At 71.7% G+C, this 18,146-nt stretch carries 16 protein-coding genes; 12 read left to right on the top strand and 4 right to left on the bottom strand.

Annotated features, from left to right (window positions below):
- Positions 1 to 38: 38 nt before the first annotated feature.
- From tcuA to ACYVKZ_RS12545, 3 genes are all read right to left on the bottom strand, one after another.
- Entirely contained in the window at positions 39 to 1,532 is a 1,494-nt protein-coding gene (gene tcuA / locus ACYVKZ_RS12555) for an FAD-dependent tricarballylate dehydrogenase TcuA (protein ID WP_460992582.1), read from the bottom strand.
- A gap of 62 nt (positions 1,533 to 1,594) precedes the next feature.
- On the bottom strand, positions 1,595 to 2,992 hold the full coding sequence (locus ACYVKZ_RS12550; RefSeq protein WP_460992581.1) for an MFS transporter: 1,398 nt from the start codon (positions 2,990 to 2,992) through the stop codon (positions 1,595 to 1,597).
- Between the two features lie 84 nt (positions 2,993 to 3,076).
- Complete coding sequence (locus ACYVKZ_RS12545; RefSeq protein WP_460992580.1) at positions 3,077 to 4,267, bottom strand: PrpF domain-containing protein; 1,191 nt, start codon at positions 4,265 to 4,267, stop codon at positions 3,077 to 3,079.
- 114 nt (positions 4,268 to 4,381) lie between these two features.
- Between ACYVKZ_RS12545 and ACYVKZ_RS12540 the strand changes: the two genes are divergently transcribed.
- Together ACYVKZ_RS12540 and ACYVKZ_RS12535 are read left to right on the top strand one after the other, a co-directional pair.
- Positions 4,382 to 5,302, top strand: coding sequence for a LysR family transcriptional regulator (locus tag ACYVKZ_RS12540; RefSeq protein WP_460992579.1), 921 nt, complete (start codon positions 4,382 to 4,384; stop codon positions 5,300 to 5,302).
- A gap of 126 nt (positions 5,303 to 5,428) precedes the next feature.
- Complete coding sequence (locus ACYVKZ_RS12535; RefSeq protein ID WP_460992578.1) at positions 5,429 to 6,175, top strand: MgtC/SapB family protein; 747 nt, start codon at positions 5,429 to 5,431, stop codon at positions 6,173 to 6,175.
- A gap of 96 nt (positions 6,176 to 6,271) precedes the next feature.
- Here the strand turns inward: ACYVKZ_RS12535 and ACYVKZ_RS12530 are convergent, their stop codons facing one another.
- The gene (locus ACYVKZ_RS12530) at positions 6,272 to 7,723 is read right to left on the bottom strand and encodes an amino acid permease (RefSeq protein WP_460992577.1); all 1,452 of its coding nucleotides are present in this window, start codon (positions 7,721 to 7,723) and stop codon (positions 6,272 to 6,274) included.
- A gap of 294 nt (positions 7,724 to 8,017) precedes the next feature.
- Between ACYVKZ_RS12530 and ACYVKZ_RS12525 the strand changes: the two genes are divergently transcribed.
- The 10 genes from ACYVKZ_RS12525 to ACYVKZ_RS12480 are packed head-to-tail and all read left to right on the top strand — an operon-like array spanning position 8,018 to position 18,118.
- Positions 8,018 to 8,674, top strand: a complete 657-nt coding sequence (locus ACYVKZ_RS12525) for a TetR/AcrR family transcriptional regulator (RefSeq protein ID WP_460992576.1) — start codon at positions 8,018 to 8,020, stop codon at positions 8,672 to 8,674.
- Positions 8,675 to 8,686: 12 nt separating this feature from the next.
- On the top strand, positions 8,687 to 9,529 hold the full coding sequence (locus ACYVKZ_RS12520) for an enoyl-CoA hydratase-related protein (protein WP_460992575.1): 843 nt from the start codon (positions 8,687 to 8,689) through the stop codon (positions 9,527 to 9,529).
- 52 nt (positions 9,530 to 9,581) lie between these two features.
- Positions 9,582 to 10,727: an acyl-CoA dehydrogenase family protein gene (locus tag ACYVKZ_RS12515; protein WP_460992574.1), complete on the top strand. Its 1,146-nt coding sequence runs from the start codon at positions 9,582 to 9,584 to the stop codon at positions 10,725 to 10,727.
- A 25-nt stretch (positions 10,728 to 10,752) separates the two neighbouring features.
- Positions 10,753 to 11,499 (top strand): SDR family NAD(P)-dependent oxidoreductase, encoded by a 747-nt coding sequence (locus ACYVKZ_RS12510; protein WP_460992573.1) that lies wholly within the window; start codon positions 10,753 to 10,755, stop codon positions 11,497 to 11,499.
- Between the two features lie 38 nt (positions 11,500 to 11,537).
- Complete coding sequence (locus ACYVKZ_RS12505; protein ID WP_460992572.1) at positions 11,538 to 13,205, top strand: AMP-binding protein; 1,668 nt, start codon at positions 11,538 to 11,540, stop codon at positions 13,203 to 13,205.
- A gap of 5 nt (positions 13,206 to 13,210) precedes the next feature.
- Positions 13,211 to 14,425 (top strand): acyl-CoA dehydrogenase family protein, encoded by a 1,215-nt coding sequence (locus ACYVKZ_RS12500; RefSeq protein ID WP_460992729.1) that lies wholly within the window; start codon positions 13,211 to 13,213, stop codon positions 14,423 to 14,425.
- A 4-nt stretch (positions 14,426 to 14,429) separates the two neighbouring features.
- Positions 14,430 to 15,209, top strand: a complete 780-nt coding sequence (locus tag ACYVKZ_RS12495) for an enoyl-CoA hydratase/isomerase family protein (protein ID WP_460992571.1) — start codon at positions 14,430 to 14,432, stop codon at positions 15,207 to 15,209.
- On the top strand, positions 15,206 to 16,072 hold the full coding sequence (locus ACYVKZ_RS12490) for a 3-hydroxyacyl-CoA dehydrogenase family protein (protein WP_460992570.1): 867 nt from the start codon (positions 15,206 to 15,208) through the stop codon (positions 16,070 to 16,072). Before ACYVKZ_RS12495 ends, ACYVKZ_RS12490 begins: the two co-directional genes overlap by 4 nt.
- Positions 16,065 to 17,336, top strand: a complete 1,272-nt coding sequence (locus ACYVKZ_RS12485) for an acyl-CoA dehydrogenase family protein (protein WP_460992569.1) — start codon at positions 16,065 to 16,067, stop codon at positions 17,334 to 17,336. The genes ACYVKZ_RS12490 and ACYVKZ_RS12485 overlap by 8 nt, the downstream gene beginning before the upstream one ends.
- The gene (locus tag ACYVKZ_RS12480; RefSeq protein WP_460992568.1) at positions 17,336 to 18,118 is read left to right on the top strand and encodes an SDR family NAD(P)-dependent oxidoreductase; all 783 of its coding nucleotides are present in this window, start codon (positions 17,336 to 17,338) and stop codon (positions 18,116 to 18,118) included. The genes ACYVKZ_RS12485 and ACYVKZ_RS12480 overlap by 1 nt, the downstream gene beginning before the upstream one ends.
- Positions 18,119 to 18,146: the final 28 nt, after the last annotated feature.

Raw genomic sequence — 18,146 nt, 5'->3', positions numbered from 1 at the left:
CCACCCGCCGTCGTCCGCCCCCCAACATGAGCGAGAACTCAGGCGAGCGAGCCCGCCCGCCGGCCGAACACGACCCCGGCCGCGAGGCCGGACCCGCCCGGGTAGTTGCCCGCGAACAGGCCGCCGAGCATCTCCCCGCACGCGAACAGGCCCTCGATCGGCTCGCCCGCGGGGTCCAGGACCCGGCCGTGGGTGTCCGACTTCAGCCCGCCGAACGTGAACGTGATGCCGCACGTGACCGGGTAGGCGTAGAACGGGCCCTCAGTGAGCGGTGTGGCCCAGTTGCTCTTGACCGGGGTGGTGCGGGCGCGGCGGCCGTCCTTGACGTTGGGGTCGAAGGGGACGGAGAGGTCGATCGAGGTGTTGTAGTCGTTGACCGTCTTGGCCAGCGACTCCGGGTCCACCCCGATCCGCTCCGCGAGCGCCTCGAGCGTGGGAGCGGTCTCGACCGAGACGCCCGGCATGTCGTACTCCTCGGAGCGCAGCATGGGCCGCAGGGCCGCGTCGAAGATCTGGTAAGCCACCGAGCCCGGCTGCTCGAGCACCGCTCTGCCCAGCTTGGCGTAGGTGTAGTTGCGGAAGTCCTCCCCCTCGTCCACGAACCGCTCCCCCTGGGCGTTGACGATAATGCCCAGCGGGTAGCTCTGGCGCGTGAGCCGGTTGGTCAGCTCGCGGTTGGACTCGTTGCCGGGCGTGAACGCGTCCCACTGGGTGGAGTGGCACGTGGCCCAGTCCCCCGCCCGGCCCGCGCCGAGCTCGAGGGCCGCGGTGAGCATCTGGCCGGTGTTGAACGGGGTGCCGCGCACCTTGGCGTTCTCCCAGCCGGGCCCGAGGTGCTCGGCGCGCAGCTCCCGGCTGGCCTCGAAGCCGCCCGCGCCGAGGACCACCGAGTCGGCGCGCAGCTGCACCTCAGTGCCGTCCGCCTCGCGGACGGTCACGCCTACCACGGCGCCGCCCTCGCTCACGAGCCCCACCACGTCCTGCCCGAACCGCACCTCGGCGCCGAGCCGCTGCGCGACCGCGAGGTGGTCCTGCATGAGGCCCTCGCCGCCGCCCACGTTGCCCACGTGCAGCCCGCCCCAGAAGAGGTACGTGCCGTCGGCGCGCTCGTAGGCCTGCCGCTCGTACATGAGCCGGTACTTCAGGCCCAGGGAGTGCAGCCAGCGCAGGCCGGGCGCGGCCTCGGCGGCGAGCACCTCGGTCAGGGCCGGGTCGTTGCGCCCATCGGTGACCTTCTCCATGTCCTGCACGTAGTCGGCCTCGCTGTACGGGGGGACCTCGGTGACCGCGTGCCGACCGTCCGGCTCGATGAAGTCCACCAGGTCCGGCAGCCCAGCGTGGGCGATCCGGGTGGCACCGGCGGTGTAGTAGCTGTTGCCGCCGAAGAGCTCGCGGGGCGCCTTCTCGAGCAGGAGGACCTTTCGGCCCCGCATGGCGGCGGCGTGGGCCGCGGTGAAGGCGGCGTTGCCGCCCCCGACCACGATCACGTCCGCTGCCTTGGCCTGGGTGCGGGGCAGGTTCGACTCAGTCACAGAGATGTTCCGTTCTATCCGGGTGGGGCGGTGCTTTCGGGTGGGGGCGGGGGTGCCTGGCCCTAGGCGGGCGAGGACTCCGCGCGAACGGGGGCCGCGGAGCCGGGGAGGCCCACGCCCTCCTCGGAGACCTCCTCGAGCGGCCGCCGGCCGGTGCGCGGGCCGAAGACGGCCACGGCCACCGCGACGATCAGCCAGCACGCGGCGATGTAGACGAACACCGCCTGGTAGCCGAAGGAGGAGAAGATCGCGGCCACGATCATCGGCCCGAAGATGTTCGCCAGGCGCCCGGTGCCGTACACGAGGCCGTGCCCGGCGTTGCGGAGGGCGGTGGGGAACAGCTCGGGGCTGTAGGTGTAGAGCAGGGTCGCGAAGGTCTGGATGAGCAGGTTCACGCAGAAGCCGAACACCACGATGGCCACGGGGTTGAACGTCAGCCCGTAGGCGAGGCCGCTCGCCGCGGTGGCGAGGCTGACGACGACGATCGGCAGCTTCCGCCCGAACCTGTCCGTCACCGGCCACGCCAGCAGGGCACCGGGGACGGCGCCGATGGTGGTCAGCGCGGAGAACCCGAGCGACTCGGCCACGCTGAAGCCGTGCTGGGCCAGCAGCGTCGGCACCCAGGCCACGAACCCGTAGAAGCCCAGGGTCTGGAAGATCCACACCACGGCGAGGAAGAGCGTGGTCCGGCCCGTCTTGCCGGTGAACAGCGCGCGGTAGCTGGACGCGCCCGCGGCACCGGCCGGCGTCGTCCGCTCCGGGACGGCGGCGAGCGGCGGGAGCTGCCCGGCGCCGGCCTCGAGCCGGGCGAGCGAGGCCTCGGCGGCGTCGAGGCGGTTGCGGTGGACGAGCCAGCGCGGGCTCTCGGGGAGGACGAGGAGCGCGGGGACCGCGAACAGGGCCAGGCTGCCGAGCACGAACACCCAGCGCCACGTGTCGTGGCCGAGCGGGACGATGGCGCGGGCGAAGAAGGACATCGCCGGGATGCCGGCCAGCCCCACGGCCATGACGGCGGCCTGCATGCGGCCGCGGCGCGCCCCCGGCATCACCTCGGAGATGTAGGTGGTGGCGGCCACGACCATGGCGGAGAGGCCCACGCCGGTGAGGAAGCGGAAGAGGAAGAACGTGGGCACGTTGATCCCGGCGGCGTTGACGAGCGAGAACGTCGAGAACATCAGCGTCGAGAAGAGAAGGGCCCGCTTGCGGCCGATCAGGTCGGAGATGCGGCCGCCGAAGATCGCGCCGATGGCCATGCCGAGGAAGGCCGCCGAGGTGACCGTGGCGACGTCCTGGACGGAGAACGCGAGGTGCTTGACGAGGGCCGGGGCCACGTAGGCGAAGGTGTTCAGGTCCCCGAACTCGAAGAGGAACACGAAGGCCAGGGTGACGAGCGCAATCTTGTGCGCTCTGGTGATGGGCAGGCGGTCCACGCGGGCGGCCGCCGAAGATGCGGTGAGCAACTCTATCCTCCTTGATAGAAGCGTTCAGTTTGATGGAAGCAGCCCGGGGTGGGCTGCGCCAGTGGTGCGGGTCAGGAAGGCCGGTCAGGCCGGGACGGCGAGGGGCGCCGCGGCGGGGCGGTGCTGGGCTCCTTCCGCTGGGGCTACCGGCTGGCCGGCGGCGCCGGCGGTCGGCACGTGCAGCACCGCCGTGGCGAGGCGGCGGGCGGCGCGGTGGAGCGACACGGCCTCGACCGTCCCGTCCGGAGCGGTGGTCCACGAGGCCTCGACGACGCCGGACGCCGTGCCGATCCGCACCGTGCGGGTGTCCGCCGGCAGGTAGCGGCTGACCACCGTCCCCGGGGTCGCGGCGGCGACGGCCACCGCGACGGCGGAGGTGAGGCCGATCGCCGGGTGCGGGGCGTGCATGGAGAGCATGCGCACGGAGACGTCGTACTCCCCCGCGGCCACGGCGGATCCGTCCGAGGCGACGTAGTCGCGGGCGGGGCCCACGACGCCGGTCTTCGGCACCGCGTTCGGCGCCGGCTCCCCGGGGGCGATGATGCCGTGGAGCACGGCGCCCTCGGCGCGGAAGGGGGTGAGCATCGGCACGCGCTCGGTGAGCTCCGCGATGACCTCGGCCCCGGTGAGGCCGAGGCCCGCGGCGTCGAGGAGCAGGGCGGGCGCGCCGGCGCTGACAATGGTGGCCTCGCCGGTGCGGCCGCCCGCCCGGACGGCCTCGGACGTGCGGCCGGTGGGGAACGCGCGGTCCCGGGTGAACGGGCCCTCGAAGGTGAGGTCCACGGGGATCCCGCCGGAGGCGACGCCGGGCACGTGCGCGTCGCCGCGCTCGGGGGCACGGCCTCCGGGCGTGGGGACGGAGGTGCGCAGGATGGCGCCGGTGTTGACGTTGCGGAGCCGGACGGTGGTCTGCTCGGCGCCGAGCGGGACCAGACCCTCCTGGACCGCGTAGAGCCCCACCGCGGTGGCGCAGTTGCCGCAGTTGCTGCCCCACTCCACCACGCGGTCAGCGATGCCGACCTGGCCGAAGAGGTAGTCCACATCCGCCCCAGCGTGCTCCGAGCGGGCGACCACCGCGATCTTGGACGTGGTGGACGTCGCCCCGCCCACGCCGTCGATCTGCCGCGCGTCGCCCGCGCCGAGCGCGTTCTCCAGCAGCGTCTCCAGGGCCAGCGGCGCGGCGTCGACGGCCTCGGCGGCGAAGATCCAGCACTTGCTGGTCCCTCCGCGCACCCACGCCGCCGCGACCTCGACGGTCCCGTTCAGTTCCTCCACCGGTGTACTCCTTCAGGCTCTTGGGCTGTTCCTCACTTCATCGTGGGACCGCGGCTGAATCCGCACCAGCTAAAGTTTCTGAAGGCTCTTTAAGCACTGCTGTAGGCTGAACGCATGGCGATGGACATCCGGCGGATGCTGGTGCTGGTCGAGGTCGCGCGGGCCGGGTCGCTCACGGCCGCGGCCGCGCGGCTGAACTACACGGTCTCGGCGGTCTCACAGCAGATCGGCCAGCTCGAGGACGAAGCGGGCCAGCCGCTCGTGGAGCGCCGCCCCCGCGGGGTGACGCTCACCGAGTCCGGGCGCGCAGTGGTGCGCCACGCGGAGCAGATCGAGCGGGCGGTGCAGGCCGCGCACGAGGAGCTCGAGGAGATCGCCGGCCTGCGCACCGGGACGCTGCGCCTGGGCACGATCCCCACGGTCACGGAGTCCTTCCTGCCCGCGGCCATCGCCGCGTTCCGCGAGCGCCACCCGCGCGTGGACCTGCGGATCCACAGCGCCCAGCGCTCCGGGATCGGGCACCTGCTCGAGGCGCGCGAGATCGACCTCGCGATCACGTGGATGCGGGAGGTGCAGGACACCTCGGACACCGCCGGGACGAGCACCGAGCTGATCTTCCGCGAGCCCAACGTGCTCCTGGTGCCCGCGGGCCACGAGCTCGCGCAGCGGCGCACTGTGCAGATGGAGGACCTCCGGCACGAGCCCTGGATCATCCGCACCTCCCCCAACGTCCTGGCGGTGCTCGAGGAGGCGTGCGAGGCCGCAGGCTTCGCACCGCTCGTCTCCTTCGAGGCGCGCAGCTACCAGGAGGCGCAGGCCATGGTGGCCGTCGGCATGGGCATCGCGCTCGTCCCGCAGCTGTCCCTCTACAGCCTGCGCGAGGACATCGCGGTGATCACCGCCGTCTCCCCCCGCCCGCCGACGCGCCGGATCGTCCTCGCCCGCCGGCGCGGCGAGCGCCTCTCCCCCGCGGGGGCGGCCATGGGGCAGATCCTCATGGAGGCCGGGCGCGCGTGGAAGGCCGCGCAGGGCTGAGGCCCTAGGCGGACGCTCGGCCCATCCCCCGCCGGACTCCGTGTGGCGCGGCTCGGGCCGGGTAATCCTCAGGAGGACGCCGTGGCACGGCGCCCGAGGTACGTCCGATCCCAAGGGTGAGAAGCAGTGCTGACGGCGCGTATGGACCTGTGGCAGATGATCCTCTGCCTCGCGGCCGCGCTGGTGCTCTCCACCGCGGTGGGCCTCGAGCGCGAGATCCGGCAGAAGTCGGCCGGCCTGCGCACCCACACCCTGGTCGGAGCCGGCGCGGCCCTGTTCACGATCGTGAGCAAGTACGGATTCTCGGATGTGCTCCAGCCCGGGCTCGTCGGCCTGGACCCGTCCCGCATGGCCGCCCAGATCGTCTCCGGCATCGGCTTCGTCGGGGCCGGAGTGGTCTTCGTCCAGCGGAACAAGGTGCGCGGGCTCACCACGGCGGCGTCGATCTGGCTCGCCGCGGCCATCGGGTCCTCCGCCGGCGCGGGCCTGCTGGTGCCGGCGGCCGCCACCACCGTCGCCTACTTCGTGGTGGTGCTCGGCTACCCGCTGGTGCTGCAGCGGACCGCCCTCACGGCCGGCCGGGAGCACCTGGTCCGGGTGCGCTACGAGGACCGCACGGGCGCGCTGCGCCGGATCCTGACCGCGTGCACCCAGCTGTCCCTGGCCGTCCACGGGTTCGAGGTGCGGCCCGTGGCCGGCACGAAGGGCACTCCCCTCCACCGGCTCGCCCCGGGCGAGGAGCCGGAAGAAGGCGGGGCGCCGGTCGTCGAGGTCGAGCTCGAACTGGTGGGTGCCGTCGCGCCGTCGCGGATCGTGCAGACCCTCGGGGCCGTCGAGGGCGTCTACTCGGTGGCCACGGACGAGGCGGACTGACCGCCGGCCGGGACGCTTCCCGGCCACCCCCGGCGGCGGGCGGACGACGGCGGGTGCGCGCCCGCCGTCGTCCGCCCGCCTCCCCGGGAGGGAGCCTCAGCCGCGCAGGCTCGCCTCGGCCTGGTGCCGCGGGCTGTCCGGGTTCATGAGCGAGTGCTTGCGCCCGTAGGTGAAGTAGATGACCAGCCCGATCGCGAGCCAGACCACGAAGCGCAGCCAGGTCTCCCAGTGCAGCTGGGAGATGAGGAACAGCGAGGCCAGCACGCCGAAGGCGGGCACCACCGGCATCCACGGCAGGCGGAAGGTGCGCGGGGCGTGGGGCTTGGTGCGGCGGAACACGATCACGGAGACGCAGACCACCACGAAGGCGGCGAGGATGCCGATGTTGGTCAGGTCGGCGACGGCGCGGATCGGGAAGACTCCGGCGAGGAACGCGGAGCCCAGGCCCGCGATCCACGTGACGCGCTGCGGGGTGCCGCCGCGGTCCACCTTGGAGAACCACTTCGGCAGGAGGCCGTCGCGGCTCATGGAGAACCAGACGCGGGTCACGCCGAGGAGGAAGGTCAGCATGACGGTGAGGATGGAGAGCACCGCGAAGACCGAGATGATGCTCGCGATCACCGGCAGGCCCACCCCGGCGAAGGCGGAGGCGAAGCCGGCCTTGGGGTCGATGTCCTTGTAGTTCTGCATGCCGGTCAGCACGAGGGTCGCGGCGACGTAGAGGAGCATCGCGATGATGAGGGACAGGATGATCGCCTTGGGCATGTGCTTCTTGCCCTCGGTGGCTTCCTCGGCGGCGGTGCTCATCGCGTCGTAGCCGAACACGGCGAAGAAGACCGTGGCGGCGCCGCTCATCACCGGGCCGAAGCCGCTGGGCATGAACGGGGTGTAGTTGTTGGTGTTGATGTAGAAGATGCCCAGGCCCACGATGAACAGGATCAGGACCACCTTGATGGCCACGACCGCGAGCTCGAAGCGGCCGAACGCCTTGGTGCCGCGGCTGAGGATCAGCGTCACGAGCAGGCAGATGAGGATGGCCGGCAGGTTGATGAGGCCGCCCTTGCCCTCATCCACGGTCGAGGCCATCCACGCCGGCAGGTGCACGCCGAAGCCGCCCAGGAACGCGTCCAGGTAGCCCGAGATGCCGATGGCCACGACCGCCACGATGGCGATGTACTCGAGCAGCAGGTCCCAGCCGATGAACCAGCCGGTGATCTCCCCCAGCGCCACGTAGCCGTAGGTGTACGCCGACCCGGCGCGCGGGATCATGCCGGCGAACTCCGCGTAGGAGAGCGCCGCCGCGGCCGAGGCCAGGCCCGCGACGAGGAACGAGATCAGCACCGCCGGGCCCACCCCGGGGTTGTCGGCGTCGCCGTGCGCCACGAGCCCGGCGAGGGAGAAGATGCCGACGCCGATGATCCCGCCCACGCCGATCGCCGTGAGCTGCCAGAGCCCCAGGCTCCTGAACAGCCCGCTCTTGCCGGTCTCGTCTTCCATCTCCTCCAGCGGCTTGCGGCGCCACACTGATTGAGGATTGTGCCCACTCATCGAGAACTCCCACCTGTGCTCCGGGCCCGCGGTTCGGACCCTTACGAACTACGCGGTCTGCGCGGGCGGCGGCTTCCCCATTGAACGTGACGCCGGCCACATCGACCCCGAACAGTATCCGGAGATCCATCCCATCAGGTAAAGCAACTTTTTCCGAACACTATCGGTCGGTTTTGCTGACGGGTGCCCTGCGGGCGGTGGAAGACCCTTGACGCGTGTGGCGCGCATCACCATACTGAGCTGAGTGAATGAATCTTCATTCACTCTGAACGGCAATTCACACGGAGGACTCCTGTGCAGACCAGCGATGCCGCGGTGGCGGCCCGCACCGCCCTCGTCGACACCCGGAGGAGGCAGCTGCTCAATGCCGCGGCCCGGCTCCTGGGCCGCGCCGGATCCCACTCGGTGTCGATGCAGAACGTCGCGGACGAGGCTGGCGTGAGCGTCGGGCTCATCTACCGCTACTTCGGCAACAAGCAGGAGCTCGTGCAGGCCGTCATCGAGGATGTGCTGAACGAGTTCAGCCTCCGCGTCGCCGAGCCCGTCCAGGAGGAGGCCGACCCGGTCCGCCGCCTCGCCGCGGCGTTCGCCGGCTACTGCTCAGTGGTGCAGGAGCTGCGGGATGCGGCCGTTCTCGCCTACCAGGAGTCCAAGACGCTCGAGCCCGAGGGCCGCGAGAGGATCAAGGCCCTGGAGGTGGAGAGCGCCGAGCCGCTCATCGCCGCCGCCCGGGAGGCCATCGACGCGGGGCTCCTCGGCGACGTGGACCCGAGGGTCCTGGCCTACGGCCTCCTGACGACGGCCCATCTCTGGGCGCTCAAGCACTGGTACTTCAGCCGCTTCATGACCCACGAGCAGTACGTGGCCGAGCACACGGCCCTCGCCCTCTCCTCCGTGGTCCGGCCCGAACACCGGGCCGCCTACTCCGACCTCCTCGGCCCCCTCGCCTGAAAGGACAGTTCCATGACCGGCCAGACCACCGCCCCCAGCAGCACGACCGCCCCCGCGGTCCCCGCCTTCGAGGACATCCTCTACGAACGCCGCAACGCCGCCGCGATCATCACCATCAACCGGCCCGAGCGCTACAACGCCTTCCGTGGCAGGACGGTCGAGGAGCTCATCAAGGCCTTCCGCCTCGCGTGGGCCGACCACGGCGTCCAGGCCGTGATCCTCACCGGCACCGGGGAGAAGGCGTTCTGCACGGGCGGCGACGTCAAGCAGCGGGCCGAGACCGGCGACTACGGGCCGACCGAGTCCGGGATGTTCGAGATCGGGAACCTCCACAAGCTCATCCGCGACATCCCGAAGCCCGTCATCGCCGCCGTCAACGGCGTCGCGGTGGGTGGCGGACACGTGCTGCACGTCCTGTGCGACCTGACGATCGCCTCCTCGACGGCCCGGTTCGGACAGGCCGGCCCGCGCGTCGGATCGTTCGACGCCGGGTTCGGCTCGGCGTACCTCGCCCGCGTCGTCGGGGAGAAGCGGGCCCGCGAGATCTGGTACCTGTGCCGCCAGTACGACGCCGCCACCGCCGAACGCTGGGGCCTCGCCAACACGGTGGTCGAGCCGGAACGGCTCATGGACGAGGCGATGGCCTGGGCCGACGAGATCGCCGCGAAGAGCCCCACGGCGCTCCGCTTCCTCAAGCAGTCCTTCAATGCCGACACCGACCACCAGGCCGGGCTGAGCAACCTCGCGATGTCCGCCCTCGACCTGTTCGTCGCCTCGCCCGAGGGCGCCGAGGGCGCCGCCGCCTTCGCCGAGAAGCGCACGCCCGACTTCGCCAGCAAGGTCCAGTACCACTAGCAGCCCCCACCGCTTCCGCCCCACCTCAGCGTCGAGAGAAGAGCAGCGATCCATGGACTTCACGGTCACGGAATCCCAGCAGCAGTACATCAAGGAAGCCCGCGAGGTCGCCGGGCAGATCGCCCCCGGCTACCGGCAGCGCGAGGCCGAGCGCCGCATCGAGCCGGAGGTGCGCCGCGAGATGGGCGCCCGGGGCCTCATCGCCCCCGAGCTGCCGGAGGAGCTGGGCGGACGCGGCGAGCAGCGCCTCACCTCCGGCCTCATCACGGAGGAGATCGCCCGCGGCGACTTCAATGTCGCCTACGTCCAGGTGGTCGGCTCCCTCGTGGGCCAGATCCTCGCAGCCAATGCGGCGCCCCAGGTCGCGGCGCACTGGGTCCCGCGGATCACGAGCGGCGAGGGGATCGTGGCGATCGGGCTCTCCGAGCCCAACGCCGGCTCCGATGCCGGCAGCCCCTCCCTCACCGCCCGGCGGGAACGCGGCGGCTGGGTGCTCAACGGGACGAAGTCGATGTCCTTCGCCCTCCAGGCGGACGCCGCGGTGGTCTTCGCGAAGACGAACCCCGAGCAGGGCCGCGGCCGGGGCATCAGCGCCTTCGTCACCGACCTGGCCGCCGACGGCGTGGAGCTCGAGGCCGTCGACGACATGGGCACGAAGGCCGTGACCCGAGGGTACGCGCACTACACGGAGGCGTGGATCCCCGACGAGCACCTGCTCGGCGCCGAGGGCCAGGGCTTCACCCAGGTCATGCAGGGCTTCGACTTCTCCCGGGCGCTCATCGGACTGCAGTGCATCGGCACCGCGGCCGTCACGCTCGAGGAGACGTGGGAGTACGTCAAGGGCCGGGCCGCCTTCGACCGTCCGCTGAGCACCTTCCAAGGGGTCGCCTTCCCGCTCGCCGAGAACGAGACCCTCCTGGCCGCGGCCCGACTCCTGTGCCACCAGACACTCTGGCTCAAGGACAACGGGCTGCCCCACACCGCCCAGGCCGCCATGTGCAAGTGGTGGGCGCCCAAGACCGCCTACGACGTCATCAACGCGTGCCTCCTCCTCCACGGCCAGTTCGGCTACCGGACGGACAAGCCGATCGAGCAGCGCCTCCGGGACGTCCTCGGCCTGCAGATCGGCGACGGAACCGCCCAGATCATGAAGATGATCATCGCCAGGAACATCGCGGGCCGCGCCTACGCGCCCTGACCTGCCCCCTCTTCGAAGGAGAATCATGGGAAAGCTCGAGAACAAGATCGCCATCGTCACCGGCGGAGCCTCCGGCATCGGCAAGGGCATCGCCACCAAGCTCGCCGCCGAGCGCGCGACCGTGGTGGTGAGCGACCTCAACGAGCCCGCGGCGAAGGAGACCGCCGCCGCGCTCGGGAACCAGTCCATCGGCGTGCGGACCGACGTCACCTCCCGCGAGTCGGTCGACGAGATGGTCCGTGCCGTCCACGCCGAGTTCGGCCGGATCGATGTGCTGGTCAACAACGCCGGCTGGGACAAGGTCGGCCCGTTCGTGGACAGCGACGTCGCGGACTGGGACCGCGTCGTCGCCATCAACCTGTACGGCACCCTGCACTGCAGCCAGGCCTTCCTGCGCGCGGTCGCGGACCAGGAGCGCGCCACGATCGTGAACATCGCCTCCGACGCCGGCCGGGTCGGGTCCTCGGGAGAAGCCGTCTACTCCGCGGCGAAGGGCGGCATCATCTCCTTCAGCAAGACCCTCGCCCGCGAGACCGCCCGCCAGGGGTTCACCGTGAACTGCGTGTCCCCGGGTCCCGCGGACACCCCCCTCTTCGCCGGGATCAGCGCCGACAACCCCAAGCTGCGCTCGGCGCTGGAGAAGGCCATCCCCCTGCGCCGCCTGGCCCAGCCCGAGGACCTCGCCAACGCCGTCGCCTTCCTCGCCTCGGACGAGGCGGCGTACATCACCGGCCAGACCCTCTCGGTCTCCGGTGGACTCACGATGGCCTGAGCCGCACCCCCGCCTCCACTAGCCGAACGGACACCACCATGAGCTCGCCCTTCGAGATGCTTCCGCTGCCACAGGGTGCGGCCGACTTCCGCGCCAAGGGGTACTGGAAGAACCGTCTCCTCCTCGACTACTTCGACGACGCCGTCGCGGCAGACCCGGACAAGATCGCCTCAATCGACGCCGCCGGCCCCACCACGTACCGGGAGATGGCTGCCGAGGTCGAGGCCATCGCCGCGGGCCTGATCTCCCTGGGCGTCGAGGCGGGTGACACGGTCTCGATCCAGCTGCCCAACCGGCACGAGTGGATCGTCGCCCACCTCGCCGCAGAGCGGGTCGGTGCGGTGACCAACGCGCTTATCCCCATCTACCGGGACCGCGAGATCGAGTACATGGCGAGCAAGGCCCGGGCCAAGGTCATCTTCATCCCGGACACGTTCCGGAACTTCGACTACGTGGCGATGATCGGACGGCTGCGCGGCTCGCTGCCCCAGCTGCGCCACGCCGTCGTCCTCGGAACGGGCCCCGCGGCGCCGGCCGCGGACGGCTTCCTCTCCTGGGCCGACCTGGCCGAGCGCGGCAGGGTCCGCGGCCTCACCGCCGCGGAGGCCGCCGGCCGCCGGCCCGACCCGGACGACCTGGCGCTGGTCATGTTCACCTCCGGGACCACCGGCCGGCCCAAGGGCGCCATGCACAGCCACAACACCGTGCTCTCCGGCGCCCTGCCCTGGCCGGACCGGCTCGGGATGGACAGCACCTCGGTGATCCACATGGCCTCGACGTTTGGCCACCTCACCGGCTACCTGTTCGGCGTCGCGCTCCCGATCATGCTCGGCGCCACGGGGGTCTTCCAGGAGGTCTGGCAGCCCGCGGAGTTCGTCGAACTCGTCGAGGAGCACGGCATCCAGCACACCTCCGGCGCCACGCCGTTCCTCCAGGACATCCTCACCGCGCCCAACCTTGCCGACCACGACGTCTCGAGCCTCGCCCGGTTCTGCTGCATGGGAGCGCCGATCCCCCGCGCTGTGGTCCACGCCGCCAAGGAGAAGCTCCCCGGCCTGAACGTCTTCGGCGGATGGGGCCAGACCGAGTGCTGCCTCGTCACCATGGGCAGCCCGGAGGACCCGGTCGAGAAGGTCCTCGACTCCGACGGGCGCGTGCTCCCCGGCATGGAGCTGCGCCTCGTCGACTACGCCGGCGAGCCCGTGCCCACGGGCTCCGAGGGCCGCATCCAGATCCGCGGCTCCTTCCTCTTCCGCGGCTACCTCGAGCAGCTCGACACCACGCTCAGCGAGTTCGACGGCGAGTGGTTCGACACCGGCGACCTGGGCACCCAGGACGAGGACTCGTACGTCCGGCTCGCAGGGCGCACCAAGGACATCATCATGCGCGGCGGCGAGAACGTCCCCGTCGCCTACGTGGAGAACGTCCTCTACGAGCACCCGCGCGTCGCCGCCGTGGCACTCGTCGCCGTCCCGCACCCGCGCCTCCAGGAGATCGGCGGCGCCGTCGTCCAGCTCAACGACTCCGACCCGTTCACGCTCGAGGACCTCAGGGCCTTCCTCGAGGCCAAGGGGCTCGCCAAGCCGTACTGGCCCGAGATCCTCAAGGTCGTCCCCGAGCTGCCCCGGACCCCGAGCGGCAAGATCCAGAAGTACAAGATCCGGCAGGAGCTGTCGGAAGAGTTCAGCCAGGAGGCCACGGCGTGACCACCATGACCACCCTCAGTTCCGTGTTCGGCCCCGCCGACCTCACCGGCCTCGACGGCCAGCTCAGCACCGAGGAGAAGGACCTCGCCCTCGCGGTCCGGGGGCTCGTCGACGAACACATCCGCCCCAACATCGCCGGGTGGTACGAGCAGGCGGTCTTCCCCCGGGAGATCATCCCCGAGCTCGCCAGGCTCGGCCTCCTCGGCATGCACCTCACCGGCTACGGCTGCGCGGGGCGCTCCGCGGTGATGTACGGCCTCGCCGCCTCCGAGCTCGAGGCCGGCGACTCGGGGCTGCGCACGTTCGTCTCGGTCCAGGGCTCGCTCGCCATGTCCGCGATCCACAAGCACGGATCCGAGGAGCAGAAGCAGCGCTGGCTGCCCGAGATGGCGGCCGGCCGCGCCGTGGGCTGCTTCGGGCTCACCGAGCCCACGGCGGGCTCGGACCCGGCCTCGATGCGCACCACGGCGGTCCAGCAGCCCGGCGGGGACTGGGTGCTCAACGGCGCCAAGCGGTGGATCGGGCTCGCCACGATCGCCGACGTCGCCATCATCTGGGCGCAGACGGGCGAGCACGGCGACGCCCGCGGCGTGCGCGGGTTCGTGGTCCCCACCGGCACCCCGGGGTTCACGGCCACGGCGATCGAGCCCAAGCTCTCGATGCGCGCGTCCGTGCAGTGCGACATCACGCTCGAGGACGTGCGCCTGCCCGCGGACGCGGTCCTCCCGGCGGACAGCGCGATCGGCCTCAAGGGCCCCTTCTCGTGCCTCAACGAGGCCCGCTACGGGATCATCTGGGGCGTCATGGGCGCCGCGCGGGACAGCTTCGAGGAGGTGCTGCGGTACAGCTCCGAGCGCACCCAGTTCGGCCAGCCGCTGGCCGCCTTCCAGCTGACCCAGGCCAAGCTCGCGGACATGGCCGTGGAGATCACCAAGGGCTACCTCCTCGCGCTGCAGATCGGCCGCGCGAAGGACGCCGGGACCCTCTCCCCCACCATGATCTCGGTGGGCAAGCTCAACAACTGCCGCGAGGCCATCCAGATCGCCCGCGAGGCGCGCGAGATGCTCGGCGGCAACGGCATCACCCTCGACTACTCGCCGCTGCGGCACGCCAACAACCTCGAGTCGGTGCGCACGTACGAGGGCACCGACGAGGTCCACCAGCTCATCCTCGGCCGCGCGCTGACCGGCCTCGGTGCCTTCCAGGCAGCGGGGAGGTAGGCCCGTGGAAACCCTGGAGACCGTCACCGCCTCGCTCGACGGCGCCGTCGGCACCATCACGGTCAATCGGCCAGAGGTGCGCAACGCCCTCTCCAAGGCCGTGCTCTCCGAGATCGGAGCCGTCCTGGACGCGTGGGAGGACGACGGCGCGGTCGGCGCGGTCGTGTTCACCGGCGCCGGCGAGAAGGCCTTCGTGGCCGGCGCCGACATCGGCCAGCTCGCCGGCTACGACCTCGCCTACGGGCTCGCCGCCCAGATGCAGAAGCTCTTCGACCGCATCGAGGAGTATCCCAAGCCGACCATCGCCGCGATCAACGGCGTCGCGATGGGCGGGGGCCTCGAGCTCGCCATGAGCTGCGACATCCGCATCGCCGCCGACGGCGCAAAGATGGGGCTGCCCGAGGCCACCCTCGGCGTCCTCCCGGGCGCCGGCGGGACCCAGCGCCTCACCCGGCTCGTCGGGACGGGCCGCGCCGTCGAGATGATCCTCACGAGCCGGGCACTGACGGCGGCCGAGGCCGAGCGCTACGGGCTCGTGACCGCCGTCGTGCCCCGCGAGGAGCTCGCGGCGACTGCCGCCGCGACCGCCGCCACGATCCTGTCCAAGGGCCCGCTCGCGGTGCGGCTGGGCAAGCTGGTGATCCGCCAGGGCGCCCAGACGGACCAGAAGACCGGCCTGCTGCTCGAGCGGCTCGCGCAGACGCTGCTGTACACGACCGAGGACAAGGCCGAGGGCGCCGCGGCGTTCCTTGCCAAGCGCCGGCCGGAATTCGTGGGGCGGTGACCGCGGTGGACGTGCGGAAGATCCTCGTGGTCGGGTCGGGGGCGATGGGCCGCCAGATCGGCATGGCAGCGGCCGTCGCGGGATTCACGACGGCGGTGCGGGACGTGAGGGCCGACGCCGCCGCGGCAGCGGAGGCGGACATGCGCCGCTGGCTCGACGGGCGGGTCGCGAAGGGCCGGCTCACGGCGGCCGACGCCGCGGACGCGTGGGAGCGGCTCACGTTCACCACCGATCTGGCCGGTGCGGCCCTGGACGCGGACCTCGTGATCGAGGCGGCGACCGAGCGGCTCGACGTCAAGCGGTCCATCTTCGCCGAGCTCGACGCCCTTGCGCCGGCGCACGCTGTCCTCGCGACCAACTCCTCGACGCTGGCCTCATCGACGGTCGCCGACGCGACGGGACGCCCCGACAAAATCTGCAACCTGCACTTCTTCAACCCGGCCCTCATCATGAAGGCCGTGGAGATCGTGCGGAACCCGCAGACCTCGGACGAGACCGTCGCGACCGTCACCGAGGTGGCCCGGGCCATGGGCAAGTCCCCAGTGCTGCTCAACCGCGAGATCCCGGGGTTCGTGGCGAACCGGCTCATGGGCGCGGTGCGGGACGAGGCGCTCGCCCTGTACGCCGGCGGCGTCGCCTCCCTCGAGGACATCGACATCGCGGCGAAGGACGCGCTCGGCTACCCGATGGGCCCCTTCGAGCTCATGGACCTCGTGGGCCTCGACGTCACCTACCTGATCCGCCAGGCCGCCTACGCGCAGACCGGGGACGAGAAGGACCTCCCCCATCCGCTCGTGGCTGCCAAGTACGAGGCCGGCGAGTTCGGCCGCAAGACCGGGAAGGGCTGGTACACGTATGGATGAGCTGCTCGACGCCGGGCCGAGGGCCGGCTTCGCCGAGACGGACGAGTACCTCGCGGCGCTCCGCGAGCGCCTCACGGTCCCGCGGGACACGGACTACCTCCTCCTCGCCGAGGACCTGCCGGACGACGCCGCGGCCGCCCGGGCCCGCATGCGCGACTTCGTCGACGCGAAGGTGCTGCCCGTGATCAACGGCTACTGGGAGCGCGCGGAGTTCCCGTGGGAGCTCCTGCCCGACCTCGCCGCGACTGGCCTCGTGGGCGGGGTGATCCACGGGCATGGCGCCGCAGGCCTCTCCCGGCTGGCCGCCGGTCTCGCCACCGTGGAGCTCGCCCGCGGCGACGGGTCGATGAACACGTTCCTCGGCGTCCAGGCCAACCTGACCATGGGCACCATCAACCTGCTCGGCTCCGAGGAGCAGAAGGAGCGCTGGCTCCCCGGCATGGTCCGGCTCGAGAAGATCGGCGCGTTCGCGCTCACCGAGCCGCGCCACGGCTCCGACTCGGCGCAGCTCGAGACCACCGCGCGCCGCGACGGGGACTCCTGGATCCTCAACGGAGCCAAGCGCTGGATCGGCAACGGCTCGATGGCGCACGTGACGGTCGTCTGGGCCCGCGACGAGGCCGACGGCGAGGTGAAGGCCTTCGTCCTCGAGCGCGAGGATCCGCGCGATCCGCAGAACCTGCCCGCGGGGTTCTCGGCCCGGACCATCGACGGCAAGATCGGCAAGCGCGCCATCCTCCAGGCGGACCTCGCCTTCGAGAACGTGCGCGTCCCGGAGGCGAACCGGCTCCCCGGGGCGAACAGCTTCCGCGATACGTCCCGGGTGCTCGCCACGACCCGTGGCGGCGCGAGCTGGGAGGCCCTGGGCCACGCGGTCGCCTGCTTCGAGGCCGCCGTGGCCTACACCGAGGTCCGCGAGCAGTTCGGGCACCCCATCGCGAACTACCAGCTCGTCCAGTCCACCCTGGCCTCGATGCTCTCCGAGCTCACCGCGATGCAGCTGATCTGCTTCCGCATGGCGGAGCTCCAGGAGGCCGGGACGTGGAGCGGAACCATGGCCTCGATCGCGAAGATGCACACCTCGAACAAGGCCCGCACCATCGCCCAGCAGGCCCGTGACCTCCTCGGCGGCAACGGCCTCCTCCTCGACTTCCACGTGGCCCGCCACCTCACGGACATGGAGGTGGTCCACACCTACGAGGGCACCGAGTTCATCCAGTCGCTCCTCATCGGGCGGAAGGTCACGGGGAGGTCGGCGTTCTGATGCCGCGCGAGGATCCAGCCTTCGCGGACCGGAGGGTCCTGCTCGTGGGCACGGGCGGCATCGGGGCCGCGGTCGCCGCTCGGCTGGCGGGCGAGGGCGCCCGCATCTTCGGGACCTACCGCCGCGACCACGAGGGGGCGGCGGCCCTCGGCGCACGGCTCCCGGCCGGCACCTGGGCCGGAACCGCGCCGCTCGACGCGGCGGATCCAGCGTCCGTGGCCGACGTCGTCGGGCCGGGCGGGAGCGCGGCCGCCGCCCTGGGCGGCATCGACACCCTCGTGGTCACCGCCGGGCACCGCCACCCGCTGGCACCCCTGACGGCGACGGACGCGGCGACCCTCGAGGAGATCGTCCGCACCGAGCTCGTGGGCCCGATGCTCCTCGTCCGCGCGGTCCTGCCCGTCATGCTCGAGGCCGGGTTCGGCCGGATCGTGCTGGTGGGGTCGGACAGCGGCAAGGCCGGCACCCTCGGCGACGCCGCGTCGTCCGCGGCGCGCGCGGGCCTCCACGGCCTCGCCCGGTCAGTGGCCCGCGAGACGGCCAGGACCGACGTCACCATCAACGTCGTCTCCCCCGGCCCCACCGACACCGGGCTCCTCGCCGGCATGCTCGGGGCCGACGGCCTCACCGGCAAGGTCATGGCCGGGACCGTCAGGGCCGTGCCCAAGGGCAGGGCCGCACGCGCCGAGGAGGTCGCGGCCGCCGTCGCCTACCTCGCCTCCCGGGATGCAGGCTTCACCACCGGCCAGGTGCTCTCCGTATCGGGCGGCCTCACCATGTAGCGCCCGGCGACGCGCTGACCACCCGAGG

Source organism: Sinomonas soli, assembly GCF_054782415.1.
Note: the sequence above shows the minus strand (reverse complement) of the source record. Positions and strands in the feature narration are given on the sequence as shown.